General features: G+C 52.7%; 21 protein-coding genes and 2 pseudogenes. All 23 read right to left on the bottom strand.

What is annotated here, in order from left to right; genetic code table 11:
* Positions 1-31: 31 nt before the first annotated feature.
* On the bottom strand, positions 32-1,414 hold the full coding sequence (locus NSQ80_RS08160) for a sugar ABC transporter substrate-binding protein (RefSeq protein WP_260071282.1): 1,383 nt from the start codon (positions 1,412-1,414) through the stop codon (positions 32-34).
* Positions 1,415-1,552: 138 nt separating this feature from the next.
* Positions 1,553-3,622 carry an alginate lyase family protein gene (locus NSQ80_RS08155; RefSeq protein ID WP_339302026.1) on the bottom strand — a complete coding sequence of 690 codons (2,070 nt, stop codon included), beginning with the start codon at positions 3,620-3,622 and terminating at the stop codon, positions 1,553-1,555.
* A 70-nt stretch (positions 3,623-3,692) separates the two neighbouring features.
* Positions 3,693-4,769, bottom strand: a complete 1,077-nt coding sequence (locus NSQ80_RS08150) for a dihydrodipicolinate synthase family protein (RefSeq protein WP_339302025.1) — start codon at positions 4,767-4,769, stop codon at positions 3,693-3,695.
* Positions 4,769-5,785 (bottom strand): NAD(P)-dependent oxidoreductase, encoded by a 1,017-nt coding sequence (locus NSQ80_RS08145; RefSeq protein ID WP_260071285.1) that lies wholly within the window; start codon positions 5,783-5,785, stop codon positions 4,769-4,771. The genes NSQ80_RS08150 and NSQ80_RS08145 overlap by 1 nt, the downstream gene beginning before the upstream one ends.
* 169 nt (positions 5,786-5,954) lie before the next feature.
* Entirely contained in the window at positions 5,955-6,530 is a 576-nt protein-coding gene (locus NSQ80_RS08140; RefSeq protein ID WP_339302024.1) for an ATP-binding protein, read from the bottom strand.
* A gap of 132 nt (positions 6,531-6,662) precedes the next feature.
* A pseudogene (locus NSQ80_RS08135) lies at positions 6,663-6,830 on the bottom strand (GNAT family N-acetyltransferase); the annotation flags it as partial.
* 179 nt (positions 6,831-7,009) lie between these two features.
* Positions 7,010-7,552 (bottom strand): histidine phosphatase family protein, encoded by a 543-nt coding sequence (locus NSQ80_RS08130; RefSeq protein ID WP_260071287.1) that lies wholly within the window; start codon positions 7,550-7,552, stop codon positions 7,010-7,012.
* Between the two features lie 40 nt (positions 7,553-7,592).
* Positions 7,593-8,099 (bottom strand): GNAT family N-acetyltransferase, encoded by a 507-nt coding sequence (locus NSQ80_RS08125; protein WP_260071288.1) that lies wholly within the window; start codon positions 8,097-8,099, stop codon positions 7,593-7,595.
* Between the two features lie 115 nt (positions 8,100-8,214).
* Entirely contained in the window at positions 8,215-8,760 is a 546-nt protein-coding gene (locus NSQ80_RS08120; RefSeq protein WP_260071289.1) for a GNAT family protein, read from the bottom strand.
* Between the two features lie 421 nt (positions 8,761-9,181).
* Complete coding sequence (locus NSQ80_RS08115) at positions 9,182-9,445, bottom strand: helix-turn-helix domain-containing protein (protein ID WP_339302023.1); 264 nt, start codon at positions 9,443-9,445, stop codon at positions 9,182-9,184.
* Between the two features lie 14 nt (positions 9,446-9,459).
* Complete coding sequence (locus NSQ80_RS08110) at positions 9,460-10,467, bottom strand: GPP34 family phosphoprotein (protein ID WP_339302022.1); 1,008 nt, start codon at positions 10,465-10,467, stop codon at positions 9,460-9,462.
* Positions 10,468-10,648: 181 nt separating this feature from the next.
* Positions 10,649-13,024: an RNA polymerase recycling motor HelD gene (gene helD / locus NSQ80_RS08105; protein WP_339302021.1), complete on the bottom strand. Its 2,376-nt coding sequence runs from the start codon at positions 13,022-13,024 to the stop codon at positions 10,649-10,651.
* Positions 13,025-13,240: 216 nt separating this feature from the next.
* A complete protein-coding gene (locus NSQ80_RS08100; RefSeq protein ID WP_260071293.1) occupies positions 13,241-13,726 on the bottom strand; it encodes a nitroreductase in 486 nt (161 codons plus the stop codon).
* Positions 13,727-13,898: 172 nt separating this feature from the next.
* Positions 13,899-14,072 carry a hypothetical protein gene (locus NSQ80_RS08095; protein ID WP_260071294.1) on the bottom strand — a complete coding sequence of 58 codons (174 nt, stop codon included), beginning with the start codon at positions 14,070-14,072 and terminating at the stop codon, positions 13,899-13,901.
* Between the two features lie 97 nt (positions 14,073-14,169).
* Positions 14,170-14,385, bottom strand: a pseudogene (locus tag NSQ80_RS08090) (SDR family oxidoreductase); the annotation flags it as partial.
* A 158-nt stretch (positions 14,386-14,543) separates the two neighbouring features.
* On the bottom strand, positions 14,544-14,894 hold the full coding sequence (locus tag NSQ80_RS08085) for a hypothetical protein (RefSeq protein WP_260071295.1): 351 nt from the start codon (positions 14,892-14,894) through the stop codon (positions 14,544-14,546).
* A gap of 78 nt (positions 14,895-14,972) precedes the next feature.
* Positions 14,973-16,028, bottom strand: coding sequence for a glycoside hydrolase family 88 protein (locus tag NSQ80_RS08080; protein WP_323076346.1), 1,056 nt, complete (start codon positions 16,026-16,028; stop codon positions 14,973-14,975).
* A gap of 25 nt (positions 16,029-16,053) precedes the next feature.
* A complete protein-coding gene (locus NSQ80_RS08075) occupies positions 16,054-17,694 on the bottom strand; it encodes an ABC transporter substrate-binding protein (RefSeq protein ID WP_339302020.1) in 1,641 nt (546 codons plus the stop codon).
* Positions 17,695-17,720: 26 nt separating this feature from the next.
* Positions 17,721-18,620 carry a carbohydrate ABC transporter permease gene (locus NSQ80_RS08070; RefSeq protein ID WP_085278312.1) on the bottom strand — a complete coding sequence of 300 codons (900 nt, stop codon included), beginning with the start codon at positions 18,618-18,620 and terminating at the stop codon, positions 17,721-17,723.
* Positions 18,621-18,635: 15 nt separating this feature from the next.
* The gene (locus NSQ80_RS08065; protein ID WP_085278313.1) at positions 18,636-19,598 is read right to left on the bottom strand and encodes an ABC transporter permease subunit; all 963 of its coding nucleotides are present in this window, start codon (positions 19,596-19,598) and stop codon (positions 18,636-18,638) included.
* Between the two features lie 267 nt (positions 19,599-19,865).
* Positions 19,866-22,145: a helix-turn-helix domain-containing protein gene (locus NSQ80_RS08060; RefSeq protein WP_339302019.1), complete on the bottom strand. Its 2,280-nt coding sequence runs from the start codon at positions 22,143-22,145 to the stop codon at positions 19,866-19,868.
* Between the two features lie 199 nt (positions 22,146-22,344).
* Positions 22,345-23,958 carry a response regulator gene (locus NSQ80_RS08055; protein WP_339302018.1) on the bottom strand — a complete coding sequence of 538 codons (1,614 nt, stop codon included), beginning with the start codon at positions 23,956-23,958 and terminating at the stop codon, positions 22,345-22,347.
* Positions 23,933-25,852, bottom strand: a complete 1,920-nt coding sequence (locus NSQ80_RS08050) for a sensor histidine kinase (RefSeq protein ID WP_339302017.1) — start codon at positions 25,850-25,852, stop codon at positions 23,933-23,935. The genes NSQ80_RS08055 and NSQ80_RS08050 overlap by 26 nt, the downstream gene beginning before the upstream one ends.
* Positions 25,853-25,897: the final 45 nt, after the last annotated feature.

Raw genomic sequence — 25,897 nt, 5'->3', positions numbered from 1 at the left:
ACGCTTTCTTATCGAAATGTACAACCCGGCCTTATTTCTTATAAAATTCGTCCAGCACCTGCTGCACATCCTTATCCGACTGAGTTAACGCCTCGTCGACGCTGATCTCGCCTTCGAAAGCCCGGTTGATGCTGTCTCCAAACTTGCCGACCCATTCGCTCCAGACCGCGTTGACGTCCAGCGTTCCGGCGAATTCGAAGCTGTCCAGGAACGCCTGCTTGTTGTCGGGCTTACCGCTTAAGAATTGCTCAGAGTTGGCCACCGATTTTTTCACCGGCACCGCTTCGCCTAAGCTGGCCCATTCTTTTTGTACGTCGTCTTCGGTCGCCCAATATTTCACCCATTCCCAGGCTGCCTCGCCCTTGGCGCCTTCCGCCTTCTTATTGATGACCCAGGAGTTGGCGATTACCGGGGAGAACCGCTTGCCTTCCGGACCCTTAGGCAGCAAGGTCACGTCGTAATTAAGCCCTGCCGCGTTGGCGTCGATCGTGCGGGCGTAAATCCCGATGCGCATCGCTGCCGCTTTGCTTGGGAAGGGGGCCATGTTGCTCTGGAAGCTTTTTAAATCGGAAGGGGTTGTTAACAGCTCACGCTGCATGCCGTCTACGATCCATTCCATCGCTTGCTTGTTCTCCGGGGTATTGATGATCGACTTCGTCAACGTTTCGTCCAACACGCCGCCTCCGTACGATTTCAGCACCGTCATCCAGCCTTCTGTTATGCTGAAGAACGTTAGGCCGTATTGCGTCACTTTGTTTTTGTCAAAAGCGGGATCGGTCGCATACACGCCGCTCGAATCCTTGGTCAGCTTCTCAGCCGCTGCTTTGAGATCGTCCCAGGTCCAGTCTTCGGTTGGGTACTCCACTTTTGCTTCATCGAACATGTCCTTGTTATAGTAGAGAACCGCGATTTGAATGCCCTGCGGGACGCCCCAATATTTCCCGTTCGCGTCCTTGTTGAAGTCAAGTCCGTAATAGTCGTCCTTCTGCAAATCCCGTTCAATCCATTCGGTTAAGTCCTTTAACACGCCACGCTCTGCGTATTTCGGGACAAGCACGCCGTCGGACAACCAAAGGTCGGGCGCGCTTTCGGCAGCGATTTGCGTATCGAGCTTCTGGAAGAACTGATTATACGGTGAAGACTCCGTCTTGATCTTAATATTCGGATGCTTCTCCTGAAACTTGGCGATCAGCTCCTGCATCTTGGCATCGGTTTGCGCCGAGGAATAATAGCCGAGTCTCAGCTCCACCGGTTTGTCGGCCGCCTCCTGCGGTTGATTTTGCGGTTGTCCCTCACCGCCGCCATTGCTGGACGGAGCCCCGTTCCCTCCTCCGGAACAAGCCGATACGACCAACATGAACGTCAATATGACGATAGCCCCTATGCCTTTCCGCTTTCTACCCAGACGTCCCATTTCCATCCCCCTTGCTTATTCCACCCCGTGTAAGCTTTTTCAAGAAGGTCGATGAGAGTGGTGTTGTGGTTATCTTCAAAGTAATGGACGCCGAATTAGAGTTCAACGTCCTTAAATCGCCCCAAAATCGCATGCACGCTAGACGTTAACGATATACGATTCAATGGGGGATGCTGCCGCGTTAGATCGGCGTACCAGCAGCACATCGCCGCTGAGGTGAACGCCGGCAAATTGATAACTTCGAGGACCCTGGTGCGAAAATAACACCGCATCCTCCCCGCCGCCATGCGTAATCGACAGGGCCGTTGCCAACTCCTTTGGAACGGTATTACCGTAGCTGTCCCGTACGTCCAGCAGACGGATGACCGGCGGTACCTCGCTCTGCCGCTGGGCAGGGTATAACACCGTAACAAACTGCGTCAACCCTTGGCCAGATTGGCGAAGGATCACTCTGCAGGACGGAGTTCTTTCGTTATAGTTACGGGAAATCCAGCTGGGTTCCACGTCGATCTTCACCGGGTGAACCGGTAAAATTCGCAGCACGGGTCCCTCGCCGTCGCCAGCGTCTCCGATGACGAGATGGCCATCGGCTTGAAACCGCACTTCAAGCCCTTCGGCCAAATGAAAGGGTAGCGCATACGCATGCTCCGCGTCTCCATGGGAACGGCAGGTGTCGACGACAACCCAATAATCCGGCTTGACGAACAGGATTTGCCGCAGCACTTGAACCGGATGGGACAAGCGCCAATAGCCGTCATGGCCCCCTTGGGCATAATCGTATTCCGGAGCGGTCCGCCATACGCGGCCCAGCGAACGGGCGACGTTGTTCCACTTCCAGGAATCCACATAGTCCGAAATCGTCTGCCCGTCGACAGAGACCGTATTATGCTGGAGCGATTCCTTAAAATACTGACGATCCCGGTTCTCCATATAGGTGCAACGCCCCGGATCAACCAGAAACTCGCGGCCGTAAGCAAATAGGCTGATGTGCAGGGCATCGTCATGACCGTGGGCCCGAATCACATCCATATGCCCGTTATCAAACCAAAGGTAACGGGCCGCCCGATGCCAATCGCTGCGCATGAAGGCATACCCGCTTTGCGCCAGCTCCTTGGAGACGAAATCCGGCGCTTTAGCTTCAAGTTGCTCGTAAAGCTCGAACCCTTTTTGCGTGAAATACCAGATCCCTTCGTAATCCAGCACAGCGTAAGCTTGCGACTTCAAATCCCTCCGTCGGTACAGCACCGCCCCTCGCGCCAGTACATCGCGGATATCCGTACTGTCGCTGTCGCTAAAATTCGGCTGGCGTCCATCCGGCTGAACGATCGTCAGCGAGGCGGTGTACATACGGTTTAAGGTATCGCGCAGGACTGAAGGTAACGTAATGCCGTTAAGCTCCGCAAGCCACACCGATTCAAATAAGCAATGCAGCACCTCATGGTGGTACATGCTGCTTTGTTCATTTTGCAGGCCGTCGTCATAGACTTGGAGCGGACACATTTCAGCCAGTCGTTCAATCGCTGTTTGCAGCCAGTTTGCTGCTTCCTCCAGTTCAGGGAACAAGAGCGCCAGTTGAAATAAGCCGTTCGTTTCGAGAAAGCCCCAGTTGCTTTGCCGGTCATGCGGCGTATAAGCGATGTTCAGATACATCCCGTGACGTCGGACCGCTTCGAGGAATAACGCTTCCTCTTCCGCCCCCCAATGCTTCGAACCGCGCACACAATAATAGCCCTTGAGCCAATGCGTGATCCGGATGCCGCTGTCCAGCTTCCGCCAAGTGTCCTTGACGTTATAGCTTAGGTCCGCGCTTTCCCGCACTTCGTCTTCCGTCAGTGGATTCTGCGTCATCCAATCCTTCAGCAGCCGAATATACGCCAGAGCGTACGATTCATCGCCGGTTAACCAATACGCTTGCCCCAGCTCGCCCATGTACCTCGCGCGGTTCAGCATCACCAGCCATTCCAAATCCTCGTTATGCCGGTAATACCAATTGATCCCGTTCTCGAAGGTAACTTCCTCTTCGCATCGTTCCATATCCCAGCGATGGGTGAAAATAAACGTGTTCCGCGCAGCCAACCTGGCCCGGTGCAGCACCTGCTCCACTTCCTCCGGCCAATGCCTGCGGCAGGCATCCACGATAAATGTTCGATCCTCCTCATTCCAATAAAAACGCCGTGTTTCCAAGCTTCCCTGCTTCTTAAGCGCCATGGATTCTGCTTGCCTCCCTCATGTCTCCTCATTCGGCCAAGGGTTCCTGACCGCTCTCAAGCCACACACGTTAATGACCCAGCCATTGCTGCAACCCGGCTTGGACAAACTGATCATCATTAAGATCAGGATATGCGCGATAGACGCGATCAATTTCTTCAATTTGTCCCGGCGACAGCTCTTCCTCCGGATCGAGGCACCATCTCCCGTACAGCAAGCCTTGGCGCCGCAGCACTTCATGAATGCCGGGAAGACAGCCCTTAAACCCGTTCGCCGCATCAAAAAAAGCTGCATTCGCATCGGTAATTCGGATGCCGCGGGTTAGCAGCTCCGAAGGAATCGGGGCTCCGCTTTCACGGAGAGCGAGGATTTCCTCTAGCAGCTCCACCGCTTTGGACGTCCACACTGCCCAGTGACCCAGCAGGCCGCCAACGATTCGCTTCTCCACCGTTTGCCCCGCGGCGGTGCGGCATTGGTAGACCGTCAGCAAATCGGCAACGATGTTATCGTCATTCCCCGTATACAAGGCAATGTCGTCCCGGCGGCTGGATTCGCAAATCGCCCGTACCACATCCAGCGTTTGGTAACGGTTAAAGGGGGCGATTTTGATCGCCTTCACCCCCGGCAGCTCGGCCAGTTCGCGCCAAAACGCAAAGCTAAGCCGCCTTCCCCCCACGGCCGGCTGCAAATAGAAGCCGCAGACGGGAAGCACCTCCGAGATCGCTTCCGTACGGCGGAGCAGCTCGGCTTCGCTGTAGTCCGCCAGCCCGCCGTTGCTGACCAGCCCCAGGTCGTAGCCGAGCCCGGCGGCCAGCTCGGCTTCGCGAACGGCCTGGTCGGTTGGGCCGCAAATGCCCGCCACCTTGAGGAACGGGCGCTGAAGCCCGGCGGCATCCACCTCCTCGGCGGCCAGGCGGAGCACCGGTTCAAACAGGCCGATCTCAGGGTCGCGGATCTGGAATTGCGTCGAGTGGACACCGACCGCGATTCCGCCGCTGCCGGCGGCGATGTAATACCGCGTTAACGCGCGTTGCCGCCGCTCATCCAACCGGCGCGCCGCGTCCAGCGCCAGCGGGTGCGCGGGGATCACGGTTCCGCGATGCAGCAGCTGGTTCAGTTCAGGTTTCAACTGCGGTTGCTTGCCCATCAGAACACCCCTCCCCTTTCCTGAAAATGCGTAGGTTTGCCTAAAGTTGCGCCCCCGGCCTCAATCCACTCGACCGTCCAATGCATCATTTGTCTCAAGGAAACTAGCGGATACCCCCATAAAGCATGGGAGGTGGAGGCATTGCTCAATAATGCGGTCGGCTGTTCCTCCCCGGTGAATATCGGCTGGATCCCGAAGGCTTCGCCAAACCGTTCGGCCAGCCAACGGATCGATACGGTCTCCGGTCCGGTGACATTGATCGTCTTCGGCGGTGAAGCACAATGGAGCAGCGAGCGAATCGCCATTTCATTGGCGTCCCCCTGCCAAATGACGTTGACCATGCCCATATTCAGGTCGATGGGCTCCCGCTCCTTCACCGCTTTGGCGACCTCCAGCAAGATGCCGTAACGCATATCAATCGCATAATTCAGCCGGAAGTTGACCAGCGGAGTACCGTTTTTACGAGAAAAATACTCAAACACCCGCTCCCGCCCCAAGCAGGATTGCGCGTATTCACCAATCGGCGCAGGCGCGGTTTCTTCGGAAGCCCCGCCTTTCGTGATCTCCGTCAGCGGATAAATATTGCCGGACGAGAAAGCGACGATCCGCGACGCCTTAAACTTCTCCGCGACCCGCCCTGGCAAATAAGCGTTCATTGCCCAGGTATAATACTCGCGCCCGGTCGTTCCAAACTTATGGCCAGCCATGTAAATCACATTTGGCGCCTCCGGCAAGTGCGACATCGCGGTTTCATCCAGCAGGTCCGCTGAAATGGTGCGAATGCCGGCAGCCTCCAGCTCTTCCCGCAGCGTTCCTGAAGAAAACCGCGACACGCCGGTGACCTTCGTGGTCTTCCCTGCGGCGGCCAAGCCCCGGGCGAGCAGCTTCGCCAAGCTGGGGCCCATTTTTCCACCGACCCCAAGAATCAGCACATCGCCGTCCAGTTGGGCCAGATCCCGAATCAGCCGGTCTGAGGGCTCGCTTAACCGCTGCTCCAACTCCGATATCGTTTTCATTTTTCGTCACCTCTTCTATGCAAGGGATTCGCAAGACGGACTAAGAAGCCTTACTGTTTCCCCTTTATGGTAGAAGCGGGAGGAATTCCAGACAACGACCTTATATCGCCCCAAAAAAATCGGAACAGGAGGAAACCGGCCGTTGCCGATCCCCTCCTGTACTTTTGGGCTATAGCTTTTTGGGCAAACTCACTTCGTTCAATGTAATGAGTTTCTTGATCTGCGCAATGATTGCAGGGATGTCGCACGGATCCTTGATGACAAAGAAATAATCCGCTTCTTCTGGAGTCGGTCGATCCAGTTTTAAGCCTCTTTGTCGATCTAAGACTTCCTGAAAACTAGATGCACTGCGAAAGATCGTTTTATTTCTCTGCGTCCTATTGATTCGTTCCTCTAACAAGTTCAAGGGCAGATCAAAGTAAACCAGAATACGCTTAAACCCCTTCTCCTGAAAAAAGCGAAGCACATCCCTTCGCGAGGGTTCATGCAGATTCGAATTGCTTAAAATGATGTGCATGGAACTATGATCTACCGCATACGTCACAATCGTGTTAGTGATGGAGAATTTTAACGTGTTTGGCCCTTCTGAGGGTCGCAGCTTCCGATAATGGGCGTTAATAAATGCTGCATGATTATCCTGATCAATGACGACTGCATCAGGCTCCATGGCGATTTCCAGCTCCGCGGCAAATGTCGTTTTTCCGCTATGCGTCATTCCGACCGTCATAATTACAAAGCGATTCATGAGTGCTGCTCAAACTCGCTTTTTAATACACTCATGAAAATGCTATAGTCCAAGTCCGAATCACGATATTGTCTAAAAACCACTTGCTTTCCGATGAGATGGGACATATTAATTCATCCTTTCCTTTCGAGGTCAATCAATGGCTTTAATAAACGCCACGATTCTGCCAGCTTCCCTAAATCCAATGCGTTGATGAAACGCTTGACTCCCGCGATTGTCCTGCTCCGTATCCGAGCCGATCTCCTTACAACCCAGCGATTTGGCCCAAGCTTCTCCCGCCTCTACCCGTTTTCTAGAGACGCCTTGGTTTCGGGTATATGCTTAAAAGGTTCTTCTCCTCAAAGTAAAATAGATCAGGCCTTCTTTTAATTCGCTTTCCGAACTGTTCCCCCTACTTTCACGACCTGATTGACGTTTCCACCGTTTAACATTTCTTCGTGTCCAGACAAGGCTTACACCTCCTTCGCTTCGTTGTCAGTCTAGATCCAGAAACGTTGGATATCCGTCCCCCCGCTGCTAGAGAATTCAAGCAGGTACACATCTGGATTCGTCAGCCGGCTCCATGCCTTGAACCCAAATGAACCAGTATAGTGTTTCAAGATTAAGGACATCAAATTCCCGTGGGTAACGACAGCCATATTCTCCTCTGGCCGTTGAATCAGGTCCTTGATGGCAGAGACTCCCCGGTTCATCGCCTCACGTGAAGATTCCCCTCCGGGCAGCTTCAAATCGAGATCGTCAAACGATTTACTTAAATGATCCATCCAGTCCGGCAATTCATGAGAAGCCAAAACTCGCTCACAGAGCCGATCATCCTGATAGATAGGTAAGCCCAATCGTTCTGCTAACGGTTGGATCGTGGAAACGGCTCGAAGATAAGGGCTGGTAACGATGCGGTCAATCGGTCTGTCATACAAAACATCAGCCAGTTGCTCCGCTTGCTGACGTCCCTCTTCTGTGAGTTCCGCCGAGGGCTCCTGCCCATTCGCTTTGCAATGCCTAATTAGATAAAAACGTTTCATCTCATCCCTCCGTTGTTGTTATTTCGCAGGATGGCCCATGTTACGCCTCAGGCACGCGATATACTTTGCTATAAATAAGCGCTCTGCACGCGAGGAACTCCTCTTGAGTGAGAGGTTTCGGGTAACTCATAATTTTCAGAGGAAGCTCGGCTCCACCGGACCGCAGCGGCGGCTGGACATAGCTGTAATCGTTGAGATGGAAGCCAAGCCGTTCGTAAAACCGGATCCGTCTGCAGGAGACGTTATTTTCCGGAAGTTCCACCTCTAATATGGTCAGTTTGTCAGAAGACTTCAAAAATGTATCTACCAACCTTTTCCCAATTCCCCCTCCTCTCACAGAGGGATCTACGGCAAGATGCTCAATAAATCGAAAGGTCGGAAATTCCCAAGCCGCCAAAAAAGCGATAATCTGTCCCTTCTCATCCGACTCGGTGATCAGCCGATATTCCGGATGCCACAACAACTCCATTTGCCCGGATTTGGTTCGATATTCGATCTCCGGAAAGGATGCGGACATGATCTCATATACACGCTCAAAATCATTCATTCTGCGAACAACACTTCCTCCTGGCTCATTTCTCAAAAAAGGCCTTTGGATAGTGGAGGTCCCCCTGAATCCGTTCAATTCGTTTGGACATCTCTAGGTTCTTCCGCTCTGATCATCATATGCCTGGATTCCACTCCTCTTTTAAGAGCCCGTAAATCACTTTATCGATGTAACGGTCAATGAACCATTCCGCTTGACGCAAAATCCCTTCCTGAACAAATCCGAGTCTTTCCGGGATTTTTCGACTTCTTGCATTGTCGGGGTGAACTCGAAGCTCGATTCGATGAAGTGCCAACTCTTCAAATATATACTTTATGACTTCACGGCACGATCGGATGATAATTCCTTTCCCTTCATATTCCTGCGCGAGGTAATACCCGATTTCGGTTGTTTGATCCTTCCGGTTGATTTGTACTAACCCAATGGCTCCGATTAATTGGTGCTCCTGCCAGATGCCGCACCAACCTCCATTCCCAGAGGCCTGTTTCTGTATCGTTCTAGCAATGAACGCTCTGGTATCGTTAACGGTATGGGTGTGATGAGGGAATTCAAGCCACTTGCCAAAATGATCCCGGTTCGATTGAATGAGCTTAAACAAAGCTTCGGAATGACTAAGCTCGAATAGTTCAATCCGAAGCTTCTCATCTACGTTTCTTCGCATGTAAATTCCCCCTTAACATCGATCATACGATGAATTGACTCAGGTCATATTTCGCAATGCCCAATTCATTCACTAATTCGGATCTAGATTTCATATCTAGGGCTGGCGGGAAAGAAGTTAATGATTTGGTCACCTGAAGACCGCGCTTCATTCCGCAGCATCCCCCTTTCTCATAATAGGATTCTCTGAAATTCCTGTAGAGGCTGGAGTCTTCCATAATTATACAACCGATCCTGAGGGGGCGATAGCAACGATTCTGTTATAAGAAAAACGTTTATCGACGTACATTCAAAGTAGACAGACCGCGTTGATCGGAAGTTTTTCTTGCGATATCAGGATGCCAATGCCCCGAAGTGTATACTTTCTGATATCTGAAAAAAGAAAACCCCGCCATTCGCAGGGTCATTCTTATCATATGCTTCTAAGATTCCGTCATCAGCTTCGCCTTGACCTCCGGGATGGACATCCCCTCGGAACGCAGTTGCTTGATCCGAAGGATCCGCTCTACCGTCTCTTCCCGCCGGTATCGACGCGTCAAATTCTCTTCGGCTTGCTCGAACGGCAGCATCCCTTCCTCTGTGTAGAACTTCAACGTGCTGTAGCGGGTTGCCGTCAATCGAGCCAGTTCGCCAATCGTGACGAATTCCGAAGCTTGAATGACTTCCATGGATCGTTGTCTGGACATGGGGCAGAACTCCTTTAGATCGGGCGTTTCGGAATCAGCCGCACCCCTTGAATCGGAATGCGCACCGTCACAAAATGCGGGACCGCTTCATACACCAGATTGTTGATTTTGATCATCGGAATCTCCCCGTCCTTCAGCACGGTAAATATATGGCCTTGCGACTCAAGCCGCTTTCTGACGGCTTCCAGCCGGTGCTTGGAGTCGGAGAACCAGGCCTCCGTCTCAATAAAAACCGCTTGCGAGCGATCCAGCAACGGAAACAGAAACAGCAAGCCGGTGCCGGCCGTCGTGCGAATAAAGCTTCTTTTTATCCGCAAAGCATGTTTTATTCCTAATTCCCATCCCCGGTAGATTTGAAGCGGTAAGATGGTTTGGGCCAGCGAAGAGTTTGCGTTCAACTCGTTAATTCTTAACGCCACAAGATCCAGCTCATTCCGCGAAAAGAGATCCGGCAAACAGCCGCTTTCGCGCAGCAGCCACAACAGGCAAACCGCATCGTCGCTGATGGGCCCCTCCTCCAGAATCTCTGCCCGAAACTCCTCTGTAATCCTCGTATATTCATGAATCGGACAGCGGTATTCTTTCACCGAAACGCCTGCCGACTCGTAAAACATATCACACCCGAGCAAATCCGGGATCTCCTCCAACCTTCCTTGATCGGAAAGGGTCTTGGCCATGACAAGCTCCAAACGGGACATGGTCCGCTTAGGCAGCGAAGAGGCTCGCTTCAACCACCACGTGAGCGGAAGTTGACGTCCACGCGCTTTCGATCGAACGGACTGCAAAATCAATTCCCGGTAAGCCAAGTCTACGTGCAAATTGTCCTTCCCCGGCACGGGTGCATCCTCGATGTTGCCATTCGCAGCGGCGATGCCGCCTTCCAAGTGCACCTCCAGGATGACCGCTGCCGCCATCGCACGGAGCGAGATTTTCTTCACGGTTGTCATCATGTTGCTTCGCTGTGCATTCAGCGCAATCATCGAGAAACGCTGGACCAAAGTAAGCTCCTTCGACTCTGCCATCGCTAAACTCCCCTCTCGTTCAGGAATCGATGAGATCCACCAACACGAACCACATTTCAAAGTTCCGAGATTTGACCATTCACTTACTACTTACTACTTATCACTTACTACTTCCAATATATTCCTCCTATAACGAGATGTCAATGGGATCACGCCTAATTCATCCTTGGCTTCTCCCGCCTTACGGCTCAACCAACACAAGCCCCTGGGTAATCGCCGGCTCCATAAACGGACTTGCTGCACCTACACTAAACAACTGCAAATGATGCATTGCCCGGGTGCACGCCGTATAAAACAATCTCCGCACGTTTTCCTCTCCATAAGAGCTTGCCGAAGCATCGTAAAGGATCACCGCGTCGAACTCGATGCCTTTGGCTAAATAAGCAGGGATGACCACCACGCCTTGCTTGTATTCGACTGAATCACGGGTGACCAGCTTGAGCTCGGCGATTCGGTCTCCCCGCAAGTCCTCATAAGCGGCTGCACTCTCCGCTGCCGACCGGCAGATGATCGCGATCGTAGCTGCCCCTTGCTCTTTCAATTCAGCGACTCTGGCTTCAATACGTCGGTGCAACTCATCCGAATCAGCCACCTGCGTCAGCACCGGCAGCTCTCCGTTTCGGTCAAACGGTTCAATGTGTTCGCCGCCGGGGATTAAGCTCCGCGTAAACTCGACGATCGGCCGGGTCGACCGATAGCTTCGCCGCAACTGGATCGTCTCCGTTTGCTCTGGCCCATAGAGACGCAGCAATCCCTGGAAATCCGCCGTTTCAGCGGCATGAGCAAAGATCGCCTGATGAAAATCGCCGAGTACCGTCAGTTTCGCGGCCGGAAACAGCCTTTTGATAAACTCAAACTGAAGCAGGGAGTAATCCTGGGCCTCATCAATCAAGACATGGCGGATGGATACGTTCGCCTGGAACCCAAGAATCAGCTCATGCAGTAGCAAAAATGGTGTCGTATCCTCATAAAACAACTTGCCCTTATCGAGGCTCTGAAATGTGATGCGGCAGATCTCCGACCAGGCATCTCGAACCTCCGGCGTCTCCGTCTCCAGCCAAGCACCGGAATGAGTTGGATCTTCAAAGAGCTGCTTATACACCCCGGTCAGATCGATAAACCGCAGTTCCCGGATCTGTTCTCGGATCGGCTTCAGCTTTCTGCGCACGACCATACGTGCAAGCTCCCTCACCAAGCGTTCGCCATCGATCTCCTCGTCGGAATCCACGGTTAAGCCGTATTTTTTCCGAATCCGCTCATAGGCCCGTTCGTATTGTTCGTTACTGAGCAGCTCAATCGCGTCCTGCACCCAGGGCTTGCGGCGCTCCTGCTTCTCGATCTCGCCTATACGTTCATTCAACCATGTCGTCAGCCGTTCGATCCGCCCGGACATTCTCAGGGACTCCTCCCCGCCGTAAAAACGCTCTGCCATTTCTTCCGCCGACACCAAGGTCTCCCCGCGGAATTGGATCGGCTGGAACTTCATGCCGCCTTGCTCCAAGGACGACCGGTAAGCCTGAATCGCCTCGAAAAAGGACACCGACGCCTTTAACCGGATCGCGGCCAATCGCGCCTGGTAATCCGGATCCTCCTTCGCCGTCAGCACGTATTCCAACTGCGCGTAAGCATCCTCGACCTCGAACATCTTGCTAAGCCGGTGATCCAGGTATTCCTGGAACGTCACCTGCTGCATATTTTCCTCTCCAAGCTCGGGAAGCACGCCGGATACGTAAGTCTGAAACATCGCATTGGGTGAAAATAACACGATCTGATCGGCCGTCATCCGGTCGCGGTATTTGTACAGCAAATACGCGATCCGCTGCAAAGCCGCGGACGTTTTCCCGCTGCCGGCGGCGCCTTGCACGATCAGCAACCGGCCTTGATCATGCCGGATGATCCGGTTCTGCTCCTGCTGGATCGTAGCCACGATGCTGCGCATCTGCGTATTGGCCGTACGCCCGAGCACCTGCTGCAGCACCTCGTCCCCAATCGTCAGCGAGGTGTCAAACATCGATTCAATCCGTCCGCGGCGAATGAGATACTGCCATTTCCGCTTCAGTTCCCCGCGGATCGTCCCGCCGGGCGTATTATACTGGGCTGGACCCGGCCCGTAATCGTAATACACGCTGGAGATGGGAGCCCGCCAATCGTAGATTAGAAACTTCTCCCCGCTTGGATCCATTAAAGAAGATACGCCAATATAGACCCGTTCCGTCTCCGGCTCCCCTTCCTCCGCAAAATCGATCCGTCCGAAGTAGGGGTTCTCCTGCATCCGCAGCAGCGCCGCCCGGCGTTTGGAGGCTTGGCGATGGCTGCTTTGGCTTAATGACAATACTTCGGCCTGCTGGCGCAAGCTGATCACCGTTTCCAGAAAATCGTCGAAATTATCCACGTTCACCGTGACGTCCTCCCAGAAATGCTTGCGGAACTCGACAACCTCCTTTCTGCGGCGTGAGGTATCCTCCTCCAGTTCGCCAATGCTCTCTGCGAGGACTTCCATGACACGGTCCAACCGTTCCTGCTCCCGCTCCAGCTCTTGGTGAAGCTCCTTCTCCATAACCAGCACTCCTTTTTGTAAAAATGGGGGTTGACGCGGCGCTCTTTTTTCTGTAGAATAAAATTAGGGAAAATTTAAATTTATACATTAAATTTGCGCGCATGCTATACCAATATAGCACGCTTTTTTGCGTTTATCAATATGAAAAAATGCCCAAAGCCGCCCCTCTCCAATTGGAGCAAAGGCGGATTTGGGCATTTACGCATCTATAAAGGGTTACGGCAGCGTCTTGATTTTTTCCGCGATGGGTGTTCTTGGCTTGGCCTCCGGAATTTCGGCCGGATACCCGATCCCAAATACGCCAATGACCTCGTAGCCTTCGGGTACACCAAGCACTTCCCGGTTTTGCGCCGAACTTCCGACGGATGACCAGAACGTACCGACACCTGCTTCATGAGCAGCCAGCAAAAAGTTTTGTGCAAAACAAGCGGCAGCCATCACATTCTCATCCCGCGCGAGCGGAGTGGCTCCCGGCTTGGACAACAACGCGATCACAACGGGAGCTCCCCAGAAATCACTCTTATGCTTCAGCTTCGCTCGCGTCTCCGGTCCAACGCGCAATAGCTCCCACGGCTCGTTAAAGCGATGGTTTGGCGCGTAGCTTGCAGCTTCCAGCCAGCCCATGAGTGCTTCCTCATCAATCGGGTCGGGTTTGAACGCTTTTATATTTCTCCGGCTTTTGATCAAATCGATCGTAGACATTGGGTATGTACCTCCTTAAGTAACGAACAAATGGAATAAATGACCTTAAACTCTCCCTCTTGTTTTTATACATATCCTGAGCAAAAGTCAAGCTCGCCCAGATCTACACCCTCAAAACAAAAGACAGCCCCGAACAAAACAGGGCTGCCTTGAGTCGAGAATCTATTGTCGCCTAGTACAAACGTTCCTCACCGGTGACCGGATTTTTAAAAGCCGATTGAATATCGCTTTGGGTCAATTCATCGGCAAATTCCGTATCCTCGGCACGTTTTACGGGGGTTGCCCGCTTCTTTTCCGGGGTTTGCTCCCGGGCTGCTTTGGACGTATCTTTGGATGGATTCGCCATCACCTATGCACACTCCTTCTGCCTTTCATGTTAGGCCTGCTTATGTGCGATAGGTTGCGGCCTAAAGCCCTTTTTTATTCCTATGTAAGCGAATGGCTTAATACGCCGTCCATCCGGCATCCGCCGTAAGCGTCGTACCGTTAACGAAGCTCGAATCATCGGAAGCGAGGAACAAGGCTACCTTGGCAATTTCCTCAGGTTGGCCCGCGCCGGGATTTACACCGATTCCGACTTGCGCCCGCTCCATGCCAAACGGATTGATCGCCGTAAGGGTTGAACCAATGTTCGTTTGTACCGCGCCTGGCGCGATCGCTTTGCCCATTCCGGATGCTGCACCTGTGACGACCGCAACTTTTCCACGTTCCCGCCGTTAATGATAACGATCAGATCCGCATCCTGAATGGTGCTTAACCGATGGGCAATAACGAAGCTGGTACGCCCCTTCCACATCTCGCTACCCGATCCTTTCAGCTACGCTTGTTCGTCGGAGCCATCCGTTCCATCCTTCATTTCATGCAGGCCAAACAGATGGATAAACTCCTGAATCAACTCGTCAACCGCTTTCAGCTCTCCGCTAATCACCGGCTTAATCGCCTCAAATTCCGCCTGACTTAGCTGCCTCTGCAAGGTTTCGCGTTTAATTTGCATCCGTTCCAGAAAGGCGATCGCCTTGCCGCGCCTAAAGGTTTGGGCGCTGCGCAGCTGCGGCTCGGCTTCCTCATGAAATCTTCGCTTCTCCTCTCTACCGTGTCCTCGCCCATCCCGATGCTCATGATGAACGCGTTCATAACGCCCTCCGGGTCCGTGTCTACCGTCTCGCATGTGGCTCCTCCTTATTGTATACATTCGTATACGTTATTTTTGTTATGTATACAAATGTATACTAAGACTAGCAAAAAATCAACTTCTACCAAGCTCATCCAAGCCGTCGTCTTCGAGAACAGCCGCCAGCAAGGCCAGCGTCAGCCCTTGCCCCCAGCCCTGGGCCCATTTCTTATCGATGCCCAGATATCCTTCGATGTCCTTCATCACTGCGGTCCCGCCGGAAACGTTGAGCACCCGCCCACGATCGGTGACGTTCTTGAGCACGCCCTCCAACGCTTTCTGCACATATTTGGCATGCAGCGGATTGCCCTGGATGACCATCGCCGCCGCGATGCCCGCCGTAGCGGACACTTCACCGTAAGCGTCCGGGTAATCCAGCACCGTGCCCCATAAACCGTCCTCGTGCTGTAATTTTTTCAACGCAGCAAGCTGATCGCGCAAAGAGCTCCATATATGCATCATTGGCGGATACAAATAAGCTTCCGGCAAAATCTTGGCCGCACGGGACATCGTGTACGCAGCCCAAGCGTTGGCGCGCCCCCAGTAGATCCCGGACATATGATCTTTGCCGATGTGATTGTACCCATGATACCAGAGCCCGGTGTCCTCGTCCTGCAAGTAATTGATATGCCAGAAGAACTGATGCAGCGCATCATCGATAAGCGGCTTCTCGCCCAGCAGGATACCGGTACGCAGCATAAAATACGCCGCCATAAACAACGTATCTGCCCAGCATTGCTCCGGAAAATCATTGCCCGCAGATACCGTATGCTGAAGCACCCGGTCCCCGAAACGGGGAGCTTGGTTCTGCAGATAGTCGATTTTGCTCAGGATCAGATCGAGATATTTCTGCTCCTTCGTTTGTTCATATAACGTCAGCAGCATATGCCCCATCGCGCAGGAATTTACAGTCCACACCGGAAGTCCGGCGTCGATGTACTCGTCGCACCACTGGGCCATTCGCTCCACATAGGCCTTCTCCCCTGTCGCTTCAAAGGCCCGGCTGATCCCGTAATAAGCCACGCCGCACGGCCAATCCCAGGTCAGGTCCATCCCGAAGGTGTACTCCACGATGCGCCCGGCAATTTGCTTCAACTCGGAAGGGGCTGCCTTTAGTTTCAATCTTTCCATCTCCCTTCGTGTGAACGGCTAACTCCTACTTGAAGTTCCCGGCATCAATCGCCGCTTGCTTCTCATCCAAAATCTCCTGGTAACCCGCATTAAGGTACGTTTTCTTCGCGGCCTCGTAGGTGGCATCGAACTCGCTTTCCGGCGCGATCGCAATCTTGACATACAGCTCCTGGAACAGCGAATTCAGATCTGCCTTATATTCATTCACTTTCTCAAGCACCACGCTGAACAAGGCGTCCGGTGTGCGGTACTCCGCATACTTGTCGTAAAAAGCTAACGAATCCTTCGCCAAATTTTCATACCCTGGAGGCGACATGCTGCGGAGGTACGCTTCACGCATTTTTACCGGATCATCGTATTTCACCGTTTCAACCACAAGGCACCAGTAGTCTTTGTTGTTATTTTGCGAGAGGACGGATTCCCCTTTAAAATCCGGATTTTTCACCGCGATTCCATCGGCATCCAACGTATAGTTTTGGCCCTCAACACCGTTTTGCAGGAAGAACAGGTTCTCTGGCTGGCTCATCCATTCCAGATACATCCACACCGCGGCGCGTTCCATGTCAGAGGATTCATAGTTGATGCCCATGATCATCCCAAACGGCCAGTAAGCGCGTCCCTGCGGCTTCCGTCCCTCCGGTACCCCGGCTTGCGGGTCCAGTACCGCGAACTCGGCATCCGGATTATTTTTTAAGGTCGAGGTGATTACGTCAGTGTTGCTGGAGAGATAGAAGCTGAAGGTACCGGTTTTCCCTGCTACAAATTCAGCCTTGGCTTTGTTCTCGTCGTCGCGCAGATAAAATTCTTTATCAATCAGGCCGTTATTGTATTGATAGTTCAGGTTGCGCAAGTAACGCTCCGTATCGGCGGTGGTCAGATCGGCAACGCCCAAGTCGGAGTAAAGAGCACGGTATTTCTCGTCGATCGGCCAATCGCGGAACGCGTAGTTAAACGTGTAGTTGTTCTTTTTCAACGTTTCGCCGCCGACGCCAAGGCCTGCATCACGCCATTTGCCCAGCAGCTCATTATATTTTTCGAGGGAAGTCAGATCTTCGACCTTCATCCCCACCTTCTCAACCCAATCCTTACGGATCAGCGTCGTGAAGCTGTCCAAGCTGGGGCGTTCGCCGAAGAAGAACACGTTTTTCTTATCGACCACGCCATACTGCTGAATGGTGTCCCCCATCGTTTTCCAATACGTAGGCGCATAATGCTCGATTTCGTTCCAATCCAGCTCCTGCATCACGCCTTCCCCGTAGTAGGCCAGAGCCTGAGGCATATCATAATGGAAAATAATATCCGGCGCCTTATGCGAAGCCAGCAGCTGCTCATAATCCGTTACCTCGTTACTGCGGGTGATCGGAATAAATTTCACGTCAACGTTGTACTTATCGCCGAATTCTTGTTGAATCCAACGCGTGTAGTAGTTGTCGGTCACGTTCCAGCCTTCGAAAGCCCTTTCATAAACAGGAAGCTCAAGCGTGACCCTCTCAGGAAAACCAGCCGAATAATCGGGATATTTGCCATCGGTGTTCGTGTTGGAGGAAGGAGACGGCTCCGTGGTGTTGTTGTCCGAATTGGCGCTCTTGCTGCTGCCTCCCATACAGCCTGACAATAAACCAACGATCATCACCAAACTTAAGATCCAAGTGAACCTTTTACCCATATCGATTCCCCCTAATGAATAGATGGCTACTCCTTAACCGCCCCGAGCATGACCCCCTGGACGAAATACTTCTGGATGAATGGATACACGAACAAGATCGGCAGGGTAGCGAATACAACACACGAGGCTTTGAGTACCTCGGGATTGCTTAACGATACTTGTGTGGCTTCCAGTTGGAAGCTTTCGCTCGCCTGAATGACCAGGTAATACAATTTGAGCTGCAATGGCCGTAAATCCACCCGTTGTTTAATGTAAAAGAGAGCGTCTTGATAAGCGTTCCAGCGGCCAACCGCGTAAAACAGCGACAACGTAGCCAGGATCGGCTTGGAGAGCGGGAGCACGATGCTCCACAGGATGCGGAAATGCCCCGCACCGTCGATCCGCGCCGATTCCTCCAGACTGACCGGAATGCTGCTGGAGATCGCCGTCTTCATGATCAGCAGGTTAAAGGCGCTGAACGCCTGGGGCAGAATGAGCGCTGACCACGTATCCAGCATGCCGAGATTGCTAATCAGCATGTATTCGGGAATGATCCCGCCGCTGAAGTACAAGGTGAACATAAAGAGGAAGGTCAACGTCGTGCGGCCCTTCAACTGCTTACGGGATAAGGGATAAGCTGCACAAACCGTAATGATCATGCCAAGCAGGGTAAACAGCACCGTCACCACCACCGACACGTACAAGGAGCGCAGGATGCTGGCGTCGGCAAAAATTTTACGGTACGCCTCCAAGGTAAACCCTTCGGGCCATAAGAACACCTTGTTTGCAATGACATACGCATCATCGCTTAACGATTTGGCGACGACGTGGAGAAACGGCAGCAGGCATACGAGCGAGGCGAGAACAATAGCGAGATGGATGAGGACATCCCAGATATCATAGCGTTTGCTGCGGCGCAGCGGCAGCGTGTTTGCGGATGCTTTCATGGTTCGCCTCCTTTCTTAGAGCAACCCGTCTTCGCCAAGCTTCTTGGCGACCCGATCGGCCATCAGCACGAGCGCGAGTCCAATGACGGACTGGAACAGCCCCAGCGCGGTGGCGCGGCTGAAGTTCCCGCTCTCAATCCCCCAGCGGTACACCAGAACCGGGATCGTCGTCGTGAATTCCGTGGTCGCTTTATTTTGCAAGGCAAAGATCCGTTCAAAAGATCCTTCCATGACCCGCCCCAAATTCATAATGAGCAGCGTCACGATCGTTGGGCGAATCGAAGGCAGCGTTACATTCCATACTTTCCGCCACCTTCCGGCGCCGTCCACGGTAGCTGCCTCATACAGCTCGGGGTTGATGCCGCTCATGGAGGCCAGATAGATGATCGTTCCCCAGCCCATGCTTTGCCACACGCCAATGGCCAGATAACTGACTAACCAGTTGTAATCTTCTTGCAGGAAGGGAATCCGCGTACCGCCCATCATCGCAATCAGATTATTGATGACGCCGTTACTTTCGCTGAGCAGTTGATATGCGATGGCACCGATAATGATCCAAGACAGGAAGTGCGGCAGATAGAGCAGCGTCTGATTAATCCGTTTGAACTTCACGTTCTTAATTTCATTGAGCAGGATGGCAAGAAGCACGGGAATCGTGAAGCTAAAAACCAGGTCCAGCGTATTCAGCAATAACGTATTACGGACGGCGCGACCGAAGTCGTGTTTTCCGAAGATCTCGGCAAACACTTCAAAGCCCACCCATTCGCTGCCCCAGAACCCCCGGGCGATTTTATAGTCTTTAAAGGCAAGCACAAGCCCGGACATCGGTGCGTATTTGAACAGCAATACAAAGGACAACGGAATCAGTAGCAGCACATAAAGCTCCCAGTCCCGCCGAAGATAAAATGCGGCCCCCCGACCTAACGAAGGGTCCAGCTTTGGCTTGGACTTCACATTTGAAGCGCTTACAAATTTCATAACATTCACCTCCTCGTACATTCTGGCCTGGCTCGTTTCGGACTCGGTTCCATCTCATCTTGCGGTTTAGCGATGGTGAGTTTGTGTCAAATCATACCGCCCCGCCCGGCCGCCGTAAATCATGAGTTTTGATACTAAGCTTCATTTTTGATTCTAAAGCCTGCAAATCGCTTGTTTCCTGCAGCAAAAAGATCAAATTTGATAGGTTGTAGCAAAAATGGAGCTATATGCCTCGGCTCTCTCCGAAGCAATACAGCTCCACCGTATCTATCCCGAGCTCCGCAGCTTGCTTGCCTTGTAACCGCTCGGCGGCATCCCTTCATATTTCCGGAAAAACCGGTTAAAGCTCTGGACGTTCCCGTAACCCACTTCCGCCGCAATCTGCTTCACGGTCATCCCGGACTCCAACAGCAGCTCCTTCGCTTTCTCGATGCGCCGCAGGTTAATGTAATCGATCAAGCTGGTCCCCGTCATCTCGTAAACGATCTTGCGCATATAGGAATAACTGATGCCAATCTCTTTGGCCATCTCCTCAAATACGATTTCTTCGCAATAATGCGAATCCAAGTAACGAAGAATGCGTTCCCCATACCCCGCATCGCTCTCTGGCTTGCGGGCCAGGTACTGGAGAATATCGCGGTAGAACTCGCGCATATACGCATCCAACTCATCCAAAGTGTCCATGGACGCGATGGAGGAATAGATGTTGCCCCGCCCGGTAAAAATCCGCGTCGGATTGATTTGATTTTCCCGGAGCTGCTTAATCGTAACCCCAACCAACTGATGATATATAAACATGATGTTGTCGTAGGAAATCGACGGGGACGATTGAATTTCCTGACGAATCACCGTTAATTCCTCCATCAGGCGCTCAAGCTCACCCGCAGCCAAGTAATTGAGAATCCGCCTCTCGCTATCCGCGGGATAAAGATAATGCTTGCCGCGCCCACATTCATCCTCCTCGCTCCAGAAGGAGATCCCGCCGCCACCGCTCACCATACGCTGCTTGATGACTTCCATCGCCTCCGCTGCCCGATCCTGAAGCTCGGAGCAGCTCTCCGTCCGGCTGCTAACGCCTACGGTCACGGAATGACCCAGCAAATTGCCTGCATACTGGCTAAGCGTCCCCAGCGCTTCCTTCATCCCTTCGTATCCGCCATCCGCTTCTCCTTCTCCGAAATTGACCACCACGGCGAAGCATCCCTCGCCTTGATAAACGCACCGCGCCGATATCCCTGGTGGAAACACAGTTTCGCTATGGGTGACGATCAGATACCGGTGATAGCTGCGGGTTTCCGGGTTCGTCGCGTCCACATAGCTTCGGTACCGGTCAATCGAGAGAACGGCCACCAGGTAATAAGCTTCGGGAAACATCTCTTCGACGTGTTGCACCTCTTCCCCTCGCAGCAAACGGTGAACCGCCAGACTGCGGGCATCCTGCTCCCGTTCCCGCAGAAGCTTATAGAGCTGCTCCTCTTCCTCTTGCATCCGGTTGAAAACCGAGTTGAGGAAGGCCAGTTCATTTTTGTCCGATACCCCCCGGCTGCCGCGGGATCTTACGGTCCTCACCAATTCGCGCAGCGGCTTGGACAGCCAAGTCGCGAGAAACACCGTCAGCACTGAGCCGGCAAATATAACGACAGCCGTCAGCCAAACGATATTGTGCTGCAGCTTATTCGTTTTGGTCATCAGCGCGTCCATGGAATAGACGTTAACATTCCACCAGTCAAACAGCTTGGAATGGGACCACGTATATAACAGCCGCTCCCCGTCCAGCTCATGGAAGGCATACCCTTCCTCCGCTTTGCTCTCCAGAATCTTCTGAATATAAGGTTGATTGCGCCCATCGGTAAGCAGCAGTGACTTATCGTTATGCGATAGGATCGTCCCGTCCGCGTCCAGCAGCATATAACCTTGCTCCCCAGGTTCAGTGGACTGTAAATACGTCCCAATCTGGCTTTCCCGCAAGTTGACTACGATGGTGCCGCGGGTTGTCGTGGACAAGCGGCTGAGCGGCAAGACATAAGATACAACGGTCTCCCCAGTGGCCAGCTTGCGCGGGAACCATACGCCGCTAATCCCTCGGCGCCCGGCCAACGCTTCATCCAGCCAGTCTATCGATTCATAGCGGTCCAGTGTTGTGATGCCCTTGTCGGTTGAGATCACATAATTCGCGTCACTCAGGTAGAAATAAGAGGAATACACCCCGTTCACCCGATGATTCAAATTCACCAGTTCCCGGAGCACGACCAGGGCTTGGCTGACATGTTGATAGTTCTCCTGCAGCTGAGCATAAGTTTCGAACGAACGAATGCGGTCAAATACCCGGTTCGCAGTCAGACGGACCGTATCTTGCGCCAGATTATTTAAGGCCGTTTCATTGAGCCTTCGGTTCGCATCCAGCCCCGCCAGGGAAGATTCTGCAATCGCCTTTTCTGAGTACCGCAAAATCTGCGTACCGCTGTACAACGTCAGAATGATCGCAGGAACCGCCATGACGCAGAACAGGATGATTCCCAACTGAAGCATCATCGGAATCCGTTTCATCTTCCCCTTCATCCCCTCCGAAATGGTCTTTTCCGCAGCAGACTTCTGGGCCAAGGAAATAAAGCGCTTTCATCGCACACTTGGATAAATTATACAACATCGGTGCTCTTAGGGTCTATTTCTATCATCTAAAATCTAATCATTCTCCAAAAAATTAAAAGCCCGCACCCTATAGGTACGAGCCTGATGAATCGGATTTTCACTCGCCGTCCGTGGGGAGGTCGGCTCCTGCGAACCGGGCGTTGCCGGCCACTAACTTGTCTCGATACTCCTGCGGAGACACGCCCTCCAGTTCTTTGAAGACGCGGGAGAAATGACGGGTGTTCTCGAACCCGACGGCATTGCTGATTTCCGACAGCTTCAGCCAACCCTTTCCGAGCAGTTCCTTCGCTTTGCGGATTCTTACTTTTTTCAAGTAGGTCACAAAGCTTTCGCCAGTATACGCCTTAAACGCCTCGCTGAAATAGGAGTAATTCAGGGATACATGGTTGCTGACGATCGCCATGTTCAGTTGCCGGTCGTAATGGCTCTCGATATACGCCACCGCTTCTTTCATATCTCCGTGCTCACTATGAGCGGATCGGATCTCCTTAATGTATTCGTCGAGGTCTGACAACAGCTGCTCCAGCGACCGGAAGTAGTCGTGAAAATGGCAGAAGTTCGACATGTCTCCCACTTTGCGATACAGCTTCAGCACGTCGACGGAGGCTTCGCCGTACACGCGGAACACTTCGTCCAGCACCTCCTCATTCATATGCCGGCTGACCGCTTCCAGGTATGACATATCGATCTCAGGCAACTGGTCAACCCGAAAAATCTCATGGAGGAGCGCTCCTATCTCCTTCTCCCGGTTCGTGCCCAGGATATTGCCCAGCTTACGGATGGCCTCCCTCGGCACGGGATAAGACAACCGCTTCATCTGCAAGTCCTCATACCAGATCAATCGAGTCTTCGGATAAATAAAGGTGTATTTCAGCGATTCGCACGCCTGGTGGTAGCACAACGGCAGATCCGTGAGCCGGCTCCCCTCCTGGCTGACACCGATCAACATCCCGTCAAGCTCACGTTCCGCCGCCAGGAGCGACAAATCCTCAAACTTGCTGCGCGGCCCCCCGACAAGGATCATTCGCCCTTCAAGATCCAGCAGGGAAGCGCTAAGTACGCCGTCCACGCTTTCAAACATATGCTGCGCGAGCGACTTCAAATCCTCTTTCTTCATCCGGCTTCCGTCCACGTTCTTGTACGTCAACGCCGCAACCGAAAAGGGGAAGGTATATTGATCGAAACCGATTTCGGAACTCCAGACGCCAAGATCCTCCGCGGCCAATTCCCGTTGCAGCAGAAGCTCCTGCAGGCGAACGGACTGAACCTGCATCCGGTAGTTCTCCGTAGCGGCCAATTGCTCCGCCAATTGGGAGCGCTTCGCCAGATTGTCCTGGCATTTGCGCAGCGCGGAAAACAGTTCATCGCGGCGGATCGGCTTCAACAGATAGTCGACAGCCTGGTACCGGATCGCCGCCTTGGCATATCTAAAGTCCTCGTAACCGCTGAGGATAATGATCTGAGGCCGACCGGCTTGCTCGGCCGGCTGCGGTCCTTCTGACACATTCTCGATCAGCGCAATCCCATCCATCACGGGCATCCGAATATCCGTTATGATAATGTCCGCGCCGTGGGCCCGGTACAATTCAAGGGCTTCCGCCCCTTGAGCTGCCGTGGTCAGTTCGTATTGGTCCGGGAATTCGCGTTCAATCATGGTTTTTAGTCCGAGCCGGATATTTTTCTCGTCATCCACGATCAGTAGTTTTATCATCTGTGCCACCCCTCCCTGTTAACAGCACCTTCGGCATAATCATCACTACCTCCGTGTACTGTCCTTGATCGCTGAAAACCTTCAGGCCGTATTGTTTACCATAATATAACCGAATGCGCTCTTGAACATTGCGAAGGCCAATCCCGTATTGGTTTGGCGACTTCGGCGCAAAATTCCCCGGAACCTTATCCGTAAGCCCCACCTTATCCAATTCCAGGTTCAGTTCGGACAGCGAAGCTTCGTCGACCCCTCTACCGTTGTCTGTGACAACGATTCGGATGTCGCTTTGCGGCAATTCCTGCACCTGAATCGAGATGTTCCGCGGCCCCGTCTCATCCCCTGCCCAAGCGTGCTTCACCGCATTTTCGACGATTGGTTGAAGCGACATTTTAAGCATCTCCATATCCAGGAGATCACTCGGAATATCCAGCCGCAGCTCGATCGGTTCATCAAACCGGATATTCATCACATCGATATAATTTTCGATGTGGCGAAGCTCATCCCGCAGCTTGACGTACTCCCCGGACCATTTGAAATTGTACCGCATCATGCCTCCGAGAGAAGTCAGCGCATCCGAGATTTGTCTTTGATTTTCGATCTCGGCCAGCATTTTAATGTTCTCTAACGTATTATACAAAAAATGGGCATCAATCTGATTGTGAAGCGTACGCAGCTCCGCTTCTTTCGTGAGCGCTTCTTTGTATACGGCTTGAGCCACCAGCGTATTAATGGTGTTCATCAGCTTGGAAAAATGATGCGCCAACTCCCCAACCTCGCCGCCGCCGCGGATCGTGATGCCGCTGTAGGCCTCACCGCGCCGGACTTTCTTCATCTCTTCGGTCAGCACGCGGAGATTCTTCAGGATAAACGCATTGAGGATATAAGCAATGACCGTTACCAACGTAATAAATCCGATATTGGCGCCAATCAAAATATTTCGCATATGTGAAATTTCTTTAAACACGCCGTCCATCGAGACGACATTCACCAAATCCGCGTTGATTCGCTCGATGGGCTTGTGCAGCAGCAGAAATGATTTTCCGTTCTCTTTATAGTCAATATTCCATTCGCCCGTTTCTTGATAATTCATAAGACGCTCCCGGATCGCCTGCTCCAACCCCGGATTCGCTTGGAGATAGGAGCCCTGAGCGCGGGTAAATATTTGAGCTTTGTTGTCCATCAGCACCATTTGCGAGTCACTATTCGGAGCCGCCGCGTAAGTTCTTGGACTGAACTTTTCGAGCAGCATATCCACCTGCACCATTCCGACATGATGATTTGCCGGAATGCTCATTTCCCGCAGCAGCGACACTTTGGGCGTTGGGGCGGGGGTCTGCCCTTGGTACCGTTCCATGATGTCTGGATCATTGTGCAAAAACGACCAAGACTCCATGCCCTTTAATTCCTTCGCTTCTTGATACCACGGCTCATCCGCTACCCGGTTCTCCCGGAAAAAGATCGGCCAAATTTCGGTTACGTTGCTGCTTGAGAACAGGCGCAAATGCTCCACATTCGGGTTGTAATATTGAATGCGTGTTAGGCTTTTAAAGCTGTGGTTACTGAAATTCACCAGTTCCTCGGTGCCGGGCTCGGTGGTATTCGCTAGATAATCTCGAACTTCGATATCATCATAGGCGACCTGCACCGCCCGTACCATCGATTCAATCTGCGTCTCGATATGCTGGATTTCCATCTCCAGCAACGAGTTGTTCTTGTCCTCGGCATCCCGGATATACATATTGTTGATCAATCCATAGGAATAATAGGACACCAGCGCGCTGGGTCCCAAGATGATAAAGATATACGAAGCGAGCAGGCGGCTCTGAAGTGAGCGGCGCCCAAACCAATACTTAAATGACTCCCACCATGCTGTCCAAGGTTTGCTTCTTCCCATATGCCGAGCGACTCCTTTGAATAAAAGCCCAAAAGCCCGCGAAAT

Source organism: Paenibacillus sp. FSL K6-2441, assembly GCF_037964765.1.
In the GTDB taxonomy this organism is placed as follows: domain Bacteria; phylum Bacillota; class Bacilli; order Paenibacillales; family Paenibacillaceae; genus Fontibacillus; species Fontibacillus phoenicis.
Note: the sequence above shows the minus strand (reverse complement) of the source record. Positions and strands in the feature narration are given on the sequence as shown.